This window comes from Tessaracoccus caeni, from assembly GCF_029211185.1.
Lineage (GTDB): Bacteria > Actinomycetota > Actinomycetes > Propionibacteriales > Propionibacteriaceae > Arachnia > Arachnia caeni.
The window spans coordinates 92,089-106,390 of sequence record NZ_JARGDO010000012.1; the positions used below are offsets into that span (position 1 = coordinate 92,089).

Sequence of the window (14,302 nt, forward strand, 5' to 3'; positions counted from 1 at the left end):
GCGTCGACAGCGAAACTCAGGTGATCCAGCCCGACGCGGTGCTCGTCGAAACGGTCCCCGGCGCGCGCGTCGCCGTGATCGATGAATGGAACCCAGCCGGCAGAGCGCCTTATCGAGCCCGTTGTGGGTGACGCGGGTGAGGAGGCCGAAGCCGAGCACCTCGCCGAACCAGTCGATGGTGGCATCCAGGTCGGTCACGGACAGCGTGACGTGATGGATGCCGCGAATCCCTGGGGTCTCGTTCATGACCTCACTCTAGACGGGCGAGCACCCACCCACGTCGGTCGGCAACACCGCGGCCGCGCCCGTCGGAATAGCGACGTTGGCAGCCGCCCTGATGCCCGAGGCGCTGGGTCTATGCGCGTAAGAGAGCTCAGTCCGTGCTCAATGGTGCTTCGCCTGCGGTGACCTCCACCTCGGTCGCGCCAAGCACCCGCCCATTGACCTGGATCTCGATGCGGTGCGCGCCCGGGTGGATCGTCCGGATCGAGACGTGGGCAAACCGGTGGCGGCGCGAGAAATCGACCGCCCGACCACCGGGGAGATCCCGGACGGTCAGTTTGAACACCTTGCCGGCCTTGGGCCCGCGAGCCCCCTGGTAGTGAACCAGGTAGTCGATCGCCGCCTTCGTCGGCGCGGCCGCACGCAACGCGAAGGAGATGGTGGTCGCGTCTCCGATGGAGATGGTCGACGGCGAACAGGTGAGATTCTCCATATCGATCCGAGCGTCGTGATCGAATCCGAGCACCGCGAGCGTCGCCGGATCTCCTCGTTTGATCAGCGTGCGGAGACCGTGCCGCACGACGAAGTCACCACGCGTGAGGCTCCGAGACCAACGACGGGCAACGTCGAGGGCGAGATCTGGATGATCCTTGCTGATGTCGTTGAGGTGGTTGGCGACGGAGCGGCGCACATAGTCGGACTCGTCGTCGGCGAGCACCTCCAGCAACGCGATGGTGGGAGCCGGATCGGCGACGAATCGAGCGAGTTTCCGACCCCACGGCAGCCGCGGCCGCGTGCCCTCGGTGACCAGCCGCCGGACATGCTCGTTGGAGTCGGTGGTCCACGACCGAAGGTGCTCCATCGTCGTCTCGTAGTGCGTCTCGATGAAGGGACGGATCGCGAACTCCGCGGTGTAGCGGGGCGTGAGCGCGGCCAGCAGCGGGAGCGCGACGTCGGGCCGGTCGAGCAGCGTCGAAGAGACATACGCGTTAACCGGCATGGACGCCCAGCCGTGGAGCCCCCCGTTGTCGAGGGCCGCTCGGATCAGCCGGTCGGCCCGCTCGGCGGACGGCGGCATCGTCGTCGCGAGCGCGCGAGCGATCCAGTCGACGCGAGCCATCAACTCGAGCTCGCCAAGACCGGCGCAGGCGAGCCGTTCGAAGGCCGCTCGGTCGAACGCGGAGGACGCCGCTGCAAGGTCGCCCCCGATGCGCGCGACGAGTTCTGGCGACAGTTCGTCCTTGAAGTCGGCCATCTCAGCACCCCTTCCCGGGCCCATGGCCTTCGTTCGACGCCCGGACGATGCCGCCGCCTTCCCAGCGCTGGATCGCGAACGGTTTGCGTCGCAGCCTCGTCACCATGTGCCCAAGTCTGCCGGTGAGTCGCACCCCGCGCACGTGACCCCGTCAGATGCGGATGGGCCGCCGTGCACGACATCGGAGGAAGCGGGACACCAACGGCGACTCAGGATACGGTGAGCAGGATGAGCAAGAGGTTCCGCAGGTAGGTGGCGCCGTAGCGAGGACGTACTGGATGGATGACATGGCAAGGCGAGAGAGTCGAAACTCGCATTGGGCATGCTTGTGAGTTCGACAACGAAGCCAGGTCGCCATCCAGTGCGCCGCAGTAGGCGCCACCTACCTGCGGAATCTCTATGATGGTGGAGCAGACGTACGCGCCGGCGGGACCGGATGAGGCGGCGATCCTGGCGCAATTCGGTCTCGACGAGACGGCGTTCTTGGGCAGCGGCGGCGAAGCACGCGTCTTCGCTCTCGATGACGAATGCGTGCTGCGGATTCAGGCTCCGGGCGACTCCCCACCCGACCGGGAACTGGCCGACCTGCTGGACTCGTGGGCGGGTTGTGACATCGGCGTCGAACTGCCAAAAGTACTGAGCCAAGCCAGGCGGGGCTCGCAGAACTACAACATCGAACGTCGCCTGCCGGGCGTCCCCCTCTCACGGTGGCTCGCCGAAACGCCCGATCCAAGGAGGCGGCAGGTGGCGCTGCTCAGCCTGCTCGACGTCGCCGCTCGACTCCGAGAGCTTCCCCTCCCCCGTGAAGGTTTTGGCCGCGTGCTCCACAACCCGCATCGGTTCACCTCACTTCCGGAACTGTTGGCGGCGCAGATCGCCATCGGGATCCACTACAGCGATGGACTCCTCGCGCAGGCCGTACCCAACCTCGACCACCAGGTGAGCACACTCCTCGACAAGCTGAGCCACCGCGTCGTGACCCCTGCGTTCTGCCACGTCGACCTGGTTCCGGCCAACGTCCTGGTCGACGATGACGGCCACCTCACCGCGGTGCTCGACGTCAGCGTGCACGCCCTCGCCGCCGATCCCGTCATGGACGAGGTGCTCACACTCGCCATCCTGGAGGCGTCCCCTTACGACGGCAGCACGGCGGACGCCGCATGGTTGGAGGACGAGCTACGTCGACGCCTCGGCGCGGACGCCTGGCTGATCGACGCCTACCGTCGCTTCTACGCGTTGTACTACGCCATGGATCCCGTGCTGATCCCGTGGTCGGCATCGCTGCTGACAAGGCCGTTCAACTAACCAGTACATCGCAACCCAACTCAGGAGGCTTCATGAGAATCGTGGTCATCGGCGGCAGCGGCCACATCGGCACCTTCCTTGTTCCACGACTCGTGCGCGCCGGGCATCAGGTGTTCAACATCACCCGCTCCGGCGGCACCGGCTACGCCGATGCGCCCGCGTGGGAGGCCGTCACTCAAGTCGTGGCGGATCGTCAGCAACAGGATGCCGACGGCACCTTCGGTGCCACGGTCCTCTCGCTGGAGCCCGATGTGGTCATCGATCTGGTGTGCTTCACCCTCGAGTCCGCGACGGCCCTGGTCAACGCACTGCGTGGGAACGTCGGGCACCTGATCCACTGCGGGTCCATCTGGCGCTATGGCCCCAGCCGGAAGCTCCCCATCGCCGAAGACAGCGACTCCGCGGGACCACCGTTCGACGAGTACGGCCTCCAGAAAGCCGCGATCGCCCGGATGTTGAAGGAGGAGACCGCCTCCGGCGGGCTGGTCACCACCTCCATCCATCCCGGGCACATCGTCGGGCGCGGCTGGCATCCCACCGGTCCGCTGGGCAACATCGACCCCAACGTGTGGCACACCCTATCTGCGGGCGACACCATCCGGGTGCCGGGCAGCGGCACCGAGACGCTGCACCACGTCCACGCCGACGACCTGGCCCAAGCCTTCGAACTCGCCGTCGAGCATCGCGACGCGGCCGCAGGCGAGGACTTCAACATCGTCGCGCCGACGGCGCTCACCGTACGCGGCTACATCGAGATCGCCTCCGGCTGGTTCGGACGATCCGCCATGCTGGAGCCCATCACCTGGGATGACTACCGTGCCTCAACCACGGAGGAGTACGCCCGCGAGAGCTGGGGTCACCTTCACCGCAGCCAGGTGTTCACCATCGAGAAGGCCAAGTCGCTGCTCGGCTACGCACCACGCTACGAACCCGAACAAGCAATCCTCGAAGCGATCGCCTGGCTCATCGCGCACGACCAACTCGACGTCGACGCTCCACTTCAGGCCGGAATCGAGCACCTCACGTCGATCACACCGTCCTCAGGAACGCACTGACCCCGAGGGCCATCGCTCCACCGAACGGCATCCTCGCCAAGGCCGGCTGCTTCGCTTTCCTCGTGAGAGGATCGGCTCCATGAGCCTTTCCCGTCGTTATGCCCAAGTCGACGTGTTCTCGCCGACCCCGTACCTGGGCAATCCCGTCGCCGTCATCCTCGACGCCGAAGGCCTGGATACCGAGTACATGCAGCGGATCGCGCGCTGGACCAACCTCTCCGAGACGACGTTCGTGCTGCCACCCACCACATCCGAGGCCGACTACCGGCTGCGCATCTTCACGCCTAAAGGCGAGCTTCCGTTCGCCGGCCATCCGACGCTGGGCTCAGCCCGCGCTTGGCTGCATCACGGAGGCCTGCCCCACACCGAAGGCCGGATCGTTCAGGAATGCGCCGCCGGGTTGATCACGCTTCGACACGACGACGACCTGTTGTCCTTCGCCGCCCCTCCCCTGCTGCGCACCGGTCCTCTCGACGACGCGCACCTCGCCCGGATCGTGGCCGCCTACGGCACAAACGCCGATCAGGTCATCGGTCATCAGTGGGTGGACAACGGACCGGGCTGGGCCGTGATCCAGCTCGCCACCGCCGACGAGGTGCTGGCGCTGCAGCCCGACCTCTCCCAGATCCCCGACGCGATGGTCGGCGCGATCGGCGCCTACCCCGAGGGTTCTCGGCACGCCTTCGAGCTGCGCTCCTTCGCCCCCGGCGTCGACGTGCCCGAGGATCCGGTCTGCGGCAGCATGAACGCGTCGGTCGCGCAATGGCTCACCAGCACCGGCCAAGCCCCTGCCCACTACACGGTCTCGCAAGGAACGTGCCTCGGTCGAGCCGGAGAGATCACCATCACCGTCGACGGCGACGCCGTCTGGGTGGGCGGCGCCACCACCGTCTGCTTCAGCGGAACCACCACGACGTAGAGATCCTGGGAGACGATCTCAGGCGACGCGGAGCCTCAGGTCGGCGTCGCGCCACGGGTCGCGGTGCTCGGCGATGGTGGCCTCGTAGACGTCGAGGATTCGCCCGGTGATCGAACTCTGCCGGAACTGGGCCTGCGGAGATCCGGGATCGGCCAGGCGTCCCGTCGCGAGCATGTCCGGCAGTTCCTTCAGCGCGTGGGACAGGGCCTCGACGGACGCGTCCATCACCGTATGACGCCACGCCGCGGGCAGGTCGTAGGCGATGGCGGGATCGCGCACGAGCACAGGGGTGCCGACGGAGATCGCCTCGTAGACGGTCAGCCCCTGAGTCTCGTAGCCGAGGGAACTCTGGATCACCGCGTCGGCCTGCCTCATTGCGCGCAGGATGGCGTCGTGCGAGACCGTGCCGTGGAATCGCACGAGATGCGCGATCCCGAGCAGGTTGGTCAGCGACTCGCAGTGCCGCAGCCCAGGCCCCGATCCGTAGACGTGAAGCTCGGCGTCGATCTGCGAGTAGGCGAACGCCCGGAGCACGTCGTCGAGACGTTTCTCCTCGCTGATCCGGCCGGGCCACATCAGGACCGGCCGTTCCCGCCTGGCACGCATCTCAGTCCATGCCACGTCGATCTGACGGTCGTCCACGCCGGTGGGGATGACGTGGAGTTCACGGTCGATGCCGTAGTCACGGAGCCTCCGGGCGAAGTGCGAACTGGGGACGATGACGGCATCGGCCGTCTCAGAGAAGGCGCGCATGTAGCCGGCCATGTCCGGCACCGGGGTGCGCAGATGTCGTTGCTGTGCGGCGCACATCAGCCGGAACGCCGCCTGCGGAAACGGGACCACGCCGGGTACGCCGAGCTCGATGTTGGTGTGCATGGTGTGCACCACCGGTAGCCCATGGCGCCGCGCGAACCGGTAGCCGTTCCAGGCGCCCCACGCGTCCGCCTGCACGTGGACGACGTCCACCGGCGGTCGGTCGTCGAACCCCGCATCGGTCGCCCTGTCCGCGGACGGCCCGGTGAATCGGAAGGAGTGCTCGCCCACCTGCATCGCGCGCAGCAGCACATCGCCGTCGCGGGAGTATTGCGGCGAGGGCCGGCGCTTGGAGTCGGGGGAACAGACCGTCACCGTGTGGCCGGCCGCCTCCAAATACTCACGCTGAAGCCCGAGGGACACCTGCAGCCCACCCAGGGTTGCTGGGTGCTGATCACTGAAGAACGCGACATGCATCGGTTGCGTTTCCTTATCTATCCGGTGTGGGAGACGGCCAGCTCGGGCTCTGGGCAAGCGGATAAGTCCGTCGTGCGCTGGAGGTTCCGCATCCCGACGACGCCGCCGATCGCGACCCCGCCGAACAGCAGAACCAGGAGCCCCGCCTCGGGCGTCAGAGCGCTCTCCTGCAGCAGCAGGGTGCCGATCGCGGCGGCCGTCAGCGTCTCGGTGATGGTCAGAGCGGCGACGACGGTGGGCGCGGGAAGCACCCGGTGCGCGAGCTGGAACTGCGCCCCGGCGATGGTGCCGCCGATGGCGACGAAGAGCAGCGCCAGGATCGTGACGGGCTGGGTGAGAACCTCGACGAGGCCGTGCGCCAGAACCAGCCCGACCAGTACCTTGAAGGTCGCCGTGATGGTGCCGAACTCCACCGCGGCCATGATGAGGCCCGCCATGTGCGTCGTCTTGTCCGTCGTTCGCCTACTGACGCAGGCGATGACCACGCCAGCCGCAGCGACGATGATCTGGATCGCCATCACGATGGGAAGCAGCCGCTCGAGATCGTGGTGGGCCACATCGGTTCGGTGGCTTGCGATGACGACGATGAACCCGAGAATGCCCACCAGGCATGCGACCACGGACAGCTTCACCTGAGGGGTAACCCTGATCCGACCCGTGATCGCCCCGTATGTCGTCGACGCCGCAAGGCCGACGATGCTCATCGACTGCACCGCACTGATGGGGGCCAGCGCCAACGCGATGAAATTCGTGGATACGGCGACGCCCAGCAGGAGGAGGCCGAGCAGCCAGAACGGATTCCGGATGAATCTGGACCACCGGCCGTCCGCGACGTAGACCGCCCTCGATTGGAGTTCCGATCCCCCGGCCAGCAGGAGCGCGCCGCCGAGGGCGACGGCCAGTCCGACGAAGAACCCCAGCATGTCAGGCTCCGATCGGGTCATGAGAAGAAGCAGGATGCGGCCCGCCAGGCGACGCGCAACGACCGTTGCGCGAGATCCGTCGAGCACTCGTCGCGCCGCGTCCCGGTGCCTGTGTGATCGCCATGCGTCCTCTCCTCTGAGCTTCCCACGAGGCTATGGACGATCGCCCCCGGCGCACATCACCCCAGAGGGCCAAGCCAACCCCCATTTGGAGTGCGGGCGGGCTCAGGGTTCGATCATCCGCACACCGCAGAGTCGCCGCCGGGATGGCGGCAAGCGGGATCCAGCCCATACGGAAAAAGAGTCGCGCAAGGGCACCTCGGCCCAACACGGCGCCAACTCGACGCGAACTTCCGGTTGTCCTCCAAGGTCTATCGATCGGCGGCGGCGGAAGCTCTAGGTCGAAAGCAGCGAGATCAACTCGTCGAGCGAGTCGATGCGCGCCACGTCGGCGCCGTCGAGGCTTTGATGGCCGCCGGTGAAGTGCACGAACTGGGTGCCCAGCGCCTCGGCGATCTCGAGGTCGTGGTTGGTGTCGCCGACCATCACCACCCGCGTCGGAGGAATGTTCGTCGCCGTGAGCCACGCGGCAATCACGTCGTACTTGGACGCGTCGTAGGCGTCATCGATGCTGAGGATGTCGCTGAACGCTCCGTGGACGCCGTGCGGGCGCATCTGCGCATGAAGCGTTGCTCCGACGGTTGCCGAGGCGAGGATCTGCCGCAGCCCGAGCCCGGCCAGTCGCTGCAGGGTGTCCTCAGCGCCCGAGTGCAGCGCAGCGTCGGCAATGGACTCGTGAAGCAGCGCGATGTAGCGATCAGCGGCGCGGAGATAGGCGGCGTCGTCGATACCGAGGTCGGCGTAGAAGGCTCGGATCGGAAATCGGAAGACTCGCCGATAGGCGGCGAGGTCGATGATCTCCGGATGACCGTGCTCGGCGAGCACCCGATTCATCGTCAGCCGGCAGACCTCGACGTCGTCGAACAGAGTTCCGTTCCAGTCCCAGCACACCGCCTCGACGCGCATCCGCCTCACCTCCACTTTCTCCGTGACGGTGATCGTAACGGAGGAGTCAGACAACCCGGTTGATCGGATGACCCTCGGCGAACGCGCGGATGTTGTCGCCGATCATGCTCCTAGCCGGCCACGTCCTCGGCCAAGATCACCACTGACCGGAAAACTGTTGATGTCAACACGGGAGCTCGAGTAAAGGGCCGCAGATCAAACCGGTGCTTCTCGCGAAAGCTTTTCACATTCTCGACTGTGACACTTCTGATGTACACGACCACCGCCCTGTTCCCGCTCCCCTTCATCAGGGGCAAGCGCTGCAAGCGCAGGTACCACCCACCGACAACCCTGTTAGGTGCCGTCAAGACCGGACCGTGTGTTGCGATCGGCGGACTGGACACCCCACCACATTTGGACCAGAACAGCATCGACCAGTGGGCCAAATCAGCATCAGCTAGTGGACCAGAGTAGCATTAAGCCATGGATGAGCCCGATCCCACACCTCCGTCGTCGTACCGGAAGCGCCTCGTCGACAACCTGCTCGATGTCGCGGTCAGCCAGCTTCCTGCGGTCTCTCTGGTTGGCCCTCGCGCGTGCGGCAAGACCACGACCGCCGCCCGGCATGCCGCAACAGTGGTGCGCCTGAACCGCGACGCCGAGGCTGCCGCGTTCAGGGCAGACCCAGATGCTGCGCTTCGAAGATTGACCGAGCCCGTCCTTCTCGACGAATGGCAGGAGGTACCCGGCGTACTTGCCGCTGTGAAACGAGCTGTCGACGAAAACTCGCGGCCCCATCGGTTCATACTTACGGGATCGGTATCGTCGGAAGTAGCCGCCAACACGTGGCCCGGGACTGGCCGGATCACCCGTATCCCCATGTCAACCATGGCTGTTCGCGAAACAGACCACAGCACGAACAGCCCGCTCACCGTTGACCGTCTCGCCACCGGCGACCTGTCAACGCTCGTCCCGGCCGCCGGGGACAGCCTCAACCTCGGCGACTACGTCGACCTCGCCGTCCGCGGTGGTTTCCCTGATCCCGTTCTCCACCGAAACGAGGCTGGCCGGCGGCTGTGGCTCACGAGCTACCTGGACGAGCTGATCCATCACGATGCGGCACTTCTGCGTGAGGGGATCGACGCAGGCCGCCTCGCGAGCTACGTGGAAGCAATCGCCATCAACAACGCCGGCGTGGTTGACGACAGCACCATCCTCGATCACGTCCGCATCGACCGCCGAACAGCTCAGGCGTATTGGCGGCTGCTCGAGAACCTGTTCATCGCCGAGGCCGTTCCCGCATGGTGGTCGAGCCGACTCACCCGACTGGTCGCGCTAAAGAAGCGATACCTCACCGACACGTCCCTCATGGTCGCAGCGCTCCGGCTCAGCACCGCCGACATCATGCGCGACGGAAACCTGCTCGGCCGCATCATCGATGCCTTCGTCGCCATGCAGATCCGCCCAGAGTTGGCCGTCTCCGAACGGCGTCCAAGGCTGTATCACCTGCGCGACAAGGGCGGTCGCCACGAGATCGACCTCGTCCTGGAGTACGGAGGCGGCAAGATCGCAGCCATCGAGATCAAGGCGACGGCTGCTCCGAGCCGACACGATGCCCGACACCTGGCCTGGCTCCGAGAGGAACTCGGCGACCGCTTCGTCGCCGGCCTCGTCTTGCACACCGGTCCACAGGCATTCGAGCTGGGCGATCGAATCGTCGCGGCACCGATCTCGACGTTGTGGGCCTAGAAGCGCACTTGTTCAGTTCACCCGGTTGATCGGATGCCCATCGGTGAACGCGCGGATGTTGTCCCCGATCATCGACACCAGGCGGCGCCGCGTTTCCAGACCCCGCCACCCCATGTGGGGCGTGATGATGACGTTGTCCATGATGTAGAGCGGGCTGGCGTCATCGAGCGGCTCGACCTCCTGCACATCCAGGCCGGCGCCTGCGATGACGCCGGTCTGCAGCGCCTCGATCAGCGCCGGCTCGTCGATCAACGCACCCCGGGCGGTGTTGATCACGCAGGCGCTCGGCTTCATCATCGCCAGCGTCTCGCGGTTGATCAGGTGCCTCGTCGAGTCGTTCAGCGGGCAGTTGAGGGAGAGGAAGTCGCTCTGCGCGAGCACCTCGTCGAGCGTGACGAAACGCACCCCGTCCTCATCCGGCCTGGGAGTTCGCGTGGACACCAGGATCTTCATCCCCAGCGCCTTCGCCACCGTGATGATCTCCTTGGCGATGGCGCCGTACCCGACAACGCCCAGCGTCTTCCCGTTCACCTCCACGTGGTCGACCATCAGGTGCGTGTGGAAGTTGTCGTGGTTGCCCTCGACGAGCATGCGGATCTGTTTCTGCAGCGAGCTCGCGAGGCTCAGGATCAGCAGGATGGCGGTGTGCGCCACGCGCTGGCTGCTGTAGGCCGGGATGTTGCAGACGACGATGCCCTTCTCCCGCGCCGCGTCCAGGTCGAGGTTGTTGTAGCCGGTGCCGGCCTCGCAGATCATCCGCACGCTGTCGGGGAACCGTCGGATGACGTCGCCGCCGACCCTCATCTCCTTGGTGACGACCACCGCAAATCCCTCGACCCGTTCCAGGATCTTGTCCTCGGGGGTCTCGTCGTAGATCACGACGTCGGACGCGATCTGCGTGTAATCGACCTTCCCGTCGTAGTTCACCAATCCCGCGTTCAGCACCACGGTCCTGTCGTTCACGATCCTTCTCCCTCGTCTTTGCTCTCCCTCATCCCCTCCTCCTCTCGCGGCGTTACTCGTCGGCTGCAGCCAGGGCTGCCGCGACGTGGAGAGCGGTGGTGGGGAACACGGGGACGGGCGAGTCGGGCTGTGTGATGAGCAGCTCGATCTCGGTGCAGCCCAGGATGACCCCTTCGGCGCCGGCCGCGACGAGGCGGCCGATGACCTCGCGATAGGCCTGCCGCGACTCCTCGCTGACGACGCCCTTCACCAGCTCGTCGTAGATCACCCGGTGCACGGTGGAACGGTCTTCGTCGTCCGGAATCACCGTGGTGATGCCGTGCGACGCGAGCCGGTCGCGATAGAACGGCTGTTCCATGGTGAACGCCGTGCCCAGCAGACCCACCGTCGACAGCCCTGCGGCTGTGATCGCGTCCGCCGTCACGTCGACGATGTGGACGAACGGCACGCTGATCGCGTCAACGATCTGGTCGGCCACCAGGTGCATGGTGTTGGTGCAGAGCACCACCAATCCTGCGCCGGCTGCCTCGAGCCCCTGGGCGTGCGAGGCGAGGAGCCGCCCGGCGGCGTCCCAGTCGCCGGATGCTTGCAGAGCCTCGATCTCGGCGAAGTCGAGCGAGTCCAGCAGGATCGGCGCGGAGTGATATCCGCCGAGCCGCTCACGAACCAGCTCGTTCGCCATCCGGTACCACCCCAGCGAGGATTCCCAGCTCATCCCACCCAACACACCGATCGTCTTCATGCGCCGACTCTACGACGCGCACCGTGAGCCCGCCTGTGTCCTTGCTCGCCAAGGTCGACAGAGCATCGGGCACGCTTCCTCTGAGCCAGCTCCGTGGCAATGTAGACAGTGTCCACTTCGGATGAGAGGTTCCATGAGCACGCGCATCCTGATCGTCGTCACCAACGTCGACCACTATGAAACCGACCCGTCGCACCCCACCGGGCTCTGGCTCTCCGAACTCACCCACGCGTACGACCTCTTCGAGAAGCGCGGCTTCGAGCAGACGCTCATCAGCCCGGCGGGCGGGCGATCGCCGCTGGAGCCGCGGTCGTTGACGTTTCCCAACTACGACGCCTCCGCCAAGGCCTGGCGCGAGAACCCCGCGCGCATGGCCCTGCTCGACGACACCGCCAGCCCCGGGCAGATCGACTCCGCCGACTACGACGCGATCTACTTCACCGGCGGCCACGCCGTGATGTTCGACTTCCCCGGCAGCACCGGCCTGCAGCAGATCACCCGCGAGATCTTCGAGCGCGGGGGCATCGTCGGCGCGGTCTGCCACGGCTACTGCGGGCTGCTGGAGACCACCCTCTCCGACGGCAGCCACCTCGTCGCCGGACGCAACATCACCGGCTTCTCCTGGCGCGAGGAGGTGCTCGCCCGCGTCGACAAGCTCGTCCCCTACAACGTCGAACAATGGATGAAGGACCGCGGCGCCCGCTACTCCAAGGCGCTGCTGCCATTCGTCTCCCACACCGTCGTCGACGGCCGGCTGGTCACCGGGCAGAACCCGGGATCGGCGAAGGAGACCGCGGCCAAGGTCGCCGCGCTGCTCTGACCATCCGGCCCGACATCCCGGACTGCTAGAGTTCCTGCAGCGTCGCGTGTCGGTGGCAGTCTGTGTCAGGCATGGAGGCGTGGAACCCGAAGGAGAACCCGATGCGCGCATCGATTCCTTCGTTCTCGCGTGACTGAGCGCGAGACGACCAGGCTGATCGCCTGGAGCACCGAACTACGAACCGTTCACCAGCGGATCCGCAGAGCCCTCGAGGTGACGCGGGAGGCCGTGCGAAACGGTGCGGCCGCCGATCAACCGGGCCGCGACCTGCTGCTCTACTGCCACGGCTTCTGCGCGGCCCTCGACGGCCACCACCGAAGCGAGGATCGCACCCTGTTCCCCGCGATCGAGGTCGCCTACCCGGAGCTGGCCCCCGTCTTGCGATCCCTCCAGCAGGATCACTCCATGATCTCCTACCTCCTCAGTGGCTTGAGCTCGGCGCTCGACCAGTCGGCCCCCGCCGCGGAGCTGGAACGCCACCTCGACGGCCTGGGCGCGATCATGGAAAACCACTTCCGCTACGAGGAACGCCAGCTGCTCGCCGTCCTCGAAGGACTCGAGTTGGACGCTGCGGTGCACGACGCCCTCGGCCCGCTGTGATGTCGCACCCAACCACCCCGGAGCACAAGTCTGCCTATGCACGGGGCTAGCGGAGGAAGCCGGTTTTCCCGGTGGGCTGCGAGAGACGCTGAGGAGCAAGTACCGCCTACCAACTGGATCTTCTAGGGTGGGCGTCATGCTGCTCATGCTCTTTGGCCCGCCCGCCGTCGGCAAGATGACGGTGGGGCGCGCGGTGTGCGCACGGACGAGCTTCCGCCTCTTCCACAACCACATGACGATTGAGCCGCTCGCGGAGACCTTCGGTCACGGCTCTCCGCAGTTCAACCGGCTCAACGACGCCTTTCGTCGCCAGGTACTGGAAGAGGCGGCCTCAAGCGGGATCGACCTGATCTTCACCTGCGTCTGGGGCTTGGACCTCGAAGAAGACCTCGCTCTGACAAGGGCCTACGTCGACATCTTCGACGGCGACGTGGCGTTCGTCGAACTGCGGGCAGGGCTGGACACACGGCTGGATCGCAATCACACGCCGGCTCGGTTGGCTGACAAGCGCTCCAAACGCGATCTGGACTGGTCGGACGGCAACGTGCGCTCCATGGAGCAGTACCGCATGACGACGGAGCAGCCCAGCATCGCCGACGAGGTACTCGCCGCGCACCCGCATCTCGTCCTCGACAACACCCACCTGGCCCCCGACGAGACGGCAACCCGCATCGTCGACTGGCTGAACACCGTACGCCCAGACGGAGGAGCCGCGTGAGTCCAGCACAGCGACGCCGGCGCAGCGATACCCTCCGTGCCAGAGCGACGACGGGGTCGCATGGCAACATTTGAGTCAGTCCGCAGCGCCTATGCGGCGAGGGTCGAGGAGTACGTGGCGGTGGTCGGCGGGATCAGCCACGTCACAGACGCCGACCTGGCTCTGGTGACGCGGTGGGCGCTCGGCATCGAAGGACCGGTGCTCGACGTGGGGTGCGGCCCCGGCCAATGGACGCACCACCTCGCGGGTCTGGGCATCGACGTCGAGGGCGTCGACCCGGTGCCCGAATTCATCGCGCACGCGACGGCGACCTACCCCGACGAGCGGTACCGAGTCGGCCGAGCCGAGAACCTGGGCGCGGCCGACGGCGCGCTGGGTGGGGTGCTCGCCTGGTACTCCCTCATCCACATCGCGCCAGAGCGGATGGGCGACGCGCTCGCAGAGTTCGCCCGCTGCATCCGCCCCGGCGGCGGCCTGGCACTCGGGTTCTTCACCGGCGACGAGCGAAGCCCCTTCGACCACGCCGTGACCACCGCCTACTACTGGCCCATCGACCTCCTTGCCGCCGAGGTGACAGCCGCAGGCTTCGCCATCACGCATACCGAGTCGCGCACCGTCCGTCCCGACCGCACCCACGGCGCGCTCCTCGCCGTCCGCAGACCCGGCGACGAGTAGCGTTGCGACCACACGAACACAACGGATCGCACAGATCGACGGCGACACGGTGCTGCAGCCCGTCATTCCCACGACAGCGACGGCGTATTCGCTCCTCGACACGTTGGAAGTGAGGACCACC

14 protein-coding genes and 1 pseudogene are annotated in these 14,302 nt (G+C 66.4%); 8 read left to right on the forward strand and 7 right to left on the reverse strand.

The window, feature by feature from the left end; translation table 11 throughout:
* Positions 1–138: 138 nt before the first annotated feature.
* Positions 139–246, reverse strand: a pseudogene (locus P0D62_RS19180) (VOC family protein); the annotation flags it as partial.
* Between the two features lie 127 nt (positions 247–373).
* Positions 374–1,477 (reverse strand): DNA alkylation repair protein, encoded by a 1,104-nt coding sequence (locus P0D62_RS11855; RefSeq protein ID WP_275702764.1) that lies wholly within the window; start codon positions 1,475–1,477, stop codon positions 374–376.
* A gap of 399 nt (positions 1,478–1,876) precedes the next feature.
* On the opposite strand from P0D62_RS11855, the gene P0D62_RS11860 reads away from it, so the two are divergent.
* The 3 genes from P0D62_RS11860 (at position 1,877) to P0D62_RS11870 (ending at position 4,756) form a co-directional block, all read left to right on the forward strand.
* Positions 1,877–2,782: a phosphotransferase family protein gene (locus P0D62_RS11860; protein ID WP_275702765.1), complete on the forward strand. Its 906-nt coding sequence runs from the start codon at positions 1,877–1,879 to the stop codon at positions 2,780–2,782.
* A gap of 32 nt (positions 2,783–2,814) precedes the next feature.
* Positions 2,815–3,837 (forward strand): NAD-dependent epimerase/dehydratase family protein, encoded by a 1,023-nt coding sequence (locus tag P0D62_RS11865; RefSeq protein ID WP_275702766.1) that lies wholly within the window; start codon positions 2,815–2,817, stop codon positions 3,835–3,837.
* A 79-nt stretch (positions 3,838–3,916) separates the two neighbouring features.
* Entirely contained in the window at positions 3,917–4,756 is an 840-nt protein-coding gene (locus tag P0D62_RS11870) for a PhzF family phenazine biosynthesis protein (RefSeq protein ID WP_275702767.1), read from the forward strand.
* Positions 4,757–4,774: 18 nt separating this feature from the next.
* Here the strand turns inward: P0D62_RS11870 and P0D62_RS11875 are convergent, their stop codons facing one another.
* From P0D62_RS11875 to P0D62_RS11885, 3 genes are all read right to left on the reverse strand, one after another.
* Positions 4,775–5,986: a glycosyltransferase gene (locus P0D62_RS11875; protein WP_275702768.1), complete on the reverse strand. Its 1,212-nt coding sequence runs from the start codon at positions 5,984–5,986 to the stop codon at positions 4,775–4,777.
* Positions 5,987–6,003: 17 nt separating this feature from the next.
* Positions 6,004–6,930: a hypothetical protein gene (locus P0D62_RS11880; RefSeq protein WP_275702769.1), complete on the reverse strand. Its 927-nt coding sequence runs from the start codon at positions 6,928–6,930 to the stop codon at positions 6,004–6,006.
* 375 nt (positions 6,931–7,305) lie between these two features.
* Positions 7,306–7,935, reverse strand: coding sequence for an HAD family hydrolase (locus P0D62_RS11885; protein WP_275702770.1), 630 nt, complete (start codon positions 7,933–7,935; stop codon positions 7,306–7,308).
* Positions 7,936–8,397: 462 nt separating this feature from the next.
* Here P0D62_RS11885 and P0D62_RS11890 point away from each other — a divergent pair, with 462 nt between their 5' ends.
* The gene (locus P0D62_RS11890; RefSeq protein ID WP_275702771.1) at positions 8,398–9,663 is read left to right on the forward strand and encodes an ATP-binding protein; all 1,266 of its coding nucleotides are present in this window, start codon (positions 8,398–8,400) and stop codon (positions 9,661–9,663) included.
* 12 nt (positions 9,664–9,675) lie between these two features.
* Here the strand turns inward: P0D62_RS11890 and P0D62_RS11895 are convergent, their stop codons facing one another.
* Positions 9,676–10,626 carry a 2-hydroxyacid dehydrogenase gene (locus P0D62_RS11895; protein ID WP_275702772.1) on the reverse strand — a complete coding sequence of 317 codons (951 nt, stop codon included), beginning with the start codon at positions 10,624–10,626 and terminating at the stop codon, positions 9,676–9,678.
* A 52-nt stretch (positions 10,627–10,678) separates the two neighbouring features.
* A complete protein-coding gene (locus P0D62_RS11900) occupies positions 10,679–11,368 on the reverse strand; it encodes an aspartate/glutamate racemase family protein (protein ID WP_275702773.1) in 690 nt (229 codons plus the stop codon).
* Positions 11,369–11,501: 133 nt separating this feature from the next.
* Between P0D62_RS11900 and P0D62_RS11905 the strand changes: the two genes are divergently transcribed.
* The 4 genes from P0D62_RS11905 (at position 11,502) to P0D62_RS11920 (ending at position 14,181) form a co-directional block, all read left to right on the forward strand.
* Positions 11,502–12,188 carry a type 1 glutamine amidotransferase domain-containing protein gene (locus P0D62_RS11905; RefSeq protein WP_275702774.1) on the forward strand — a complete coding sequence of 229 codons (687 nt, stop codon included), beginning with the start codon at positions 11,502–11,504 and terminating at the stop codon, positions 12,186–12,188.
* Between the two features lie 129 nt (positions 12,189–12,317).
* A complete protein-coding gene (locus P0D62_RS11910) occupies positions 12,318–12,788 on the forward strand; it encodes a hemerythrin domain-containing protein (protein ID WP_275702775.1) in 471 nt (156 codons plus the stop codon).
* Between the two features lie 136 nt (positions 12,789–12,924).
* Positions 12,925–13,506 carry an ATP-binding protein gene (locus P0D62_RS11915; protein ID WP_275702776.1) on the forward strand — a complete coding sequence of 194 codons (582 nt, stop codon included), beginning with the start codon at positions 12,925–12,927 and terminating at the stop codon, positions 13,504–13,506.
* 60 nt (positions 13,507–13,566) lie between these two features.
* Complete coding sequence (locus P0D62_RS11920) at positions 13,567–14,181, forward strand: class I SAM-dependent methyltransferase (protein ID WP_275702777.1); 615 nt, start codon at positions 13,567–13,569, stop codon at positions 14,179–14,181.
* The last annotated feature ends 121 nt before the right edge of the window (positions 14,182–14,302 follow it).

What these genes read in the sequence shown, in the direction of transcription:
- P0D62_RS11865 (WP_275702766.1), top strand. Translation starts at nt 2,815, where the DNA reads ATGAGAATCGTGGTCATCGGCGGCAGCGGCCACATCGGCACCTTCCTT.
- P0D62_RS11855 (WP_275702764.1), bottom strand. Translation starts at nt 1,477, where the DNA reads ATGGCCGACTTCAAGGACGAACTGTCGCCAGAACTCGTCGCGCGCATC.
- P0D62_RS11900 (WP_275702773.1), bottom strand. Translation starts at nt 11,368, where the DNA reads ATGAAGACGATCGGTGTGTTGGGTGGGATGAGCTGGGAATCCTCGCTG.
- P0D62_RS11870 (WP_275702767.1), top strand. Translation starts at nt 3,917, where the DNA reads ATGAGCCTTTCCCGTCGTTATGCCCAAGTCGACGTGTTCTCGCCGACC.
- P0D62_RS11890 (WP_275702771.1), top strand. Translation starts at nt 8,398, where the DNA reads ATGGATGAGCCCGATCCCACACCTCCGTCGTCGTACCGGAAGCGCCTC.
- P0D62_RS11880 (WP_275702769.1), bottom strand. Translation starts at nt 6,930, where the DNA reads ATGACCCGATCGGAGCCTGACATGCTGGGGTTCTTCGTCGGACTGGCC.
- P0D62_RS11905 (WP_275702774.1), top strand. Translation starts at nt 11,502, where the DNA reads ATGAGCACGCGCATCCTGATCGTCGTCACCAACGTCGACCACTATGAA.
- P0D62_RS11915 (WP_275702776.1), top strand. Translation starts at nt 12,925, where the DNA reads ATGCTGCTCATGCTCTTTGGCCCGCCCGCCGTCGGCAAGATGACGGTG.
- P0D62_RS11860 (WP_275702765.1), top strand. Translation starts at nt 1,877, where the DNA reads ATGATGGTGGAGCAGACGTACGCGCCGGCGGGACCGGATGAGGCGGCG.
- P0D62_RS11920 (WP_275702777.1), top strand. Translation starts at nt 13,567, where the DNA reads ATGGCAACATTTGAGTCAGTCCGCAGCGCCTATGCGGCGAGGGTCGAG.
- P0D62_RS11875 (WP_275702768.1), bottom strand. Translation starts at nt 5,986, where the DNA reads ATGCATGTCGCGTTCTTCAGTGATCAGCACCCAGCAACCCTGGGTGGG.
- P0D62_RS11885 (WP_275702770.1), bottom strand. Translation starts at nt 7,935, where the DNA reads ATGCGCGTCGAGGCGGTGTGCTGGGACTGGAACGGAACTCTGTTCGAC.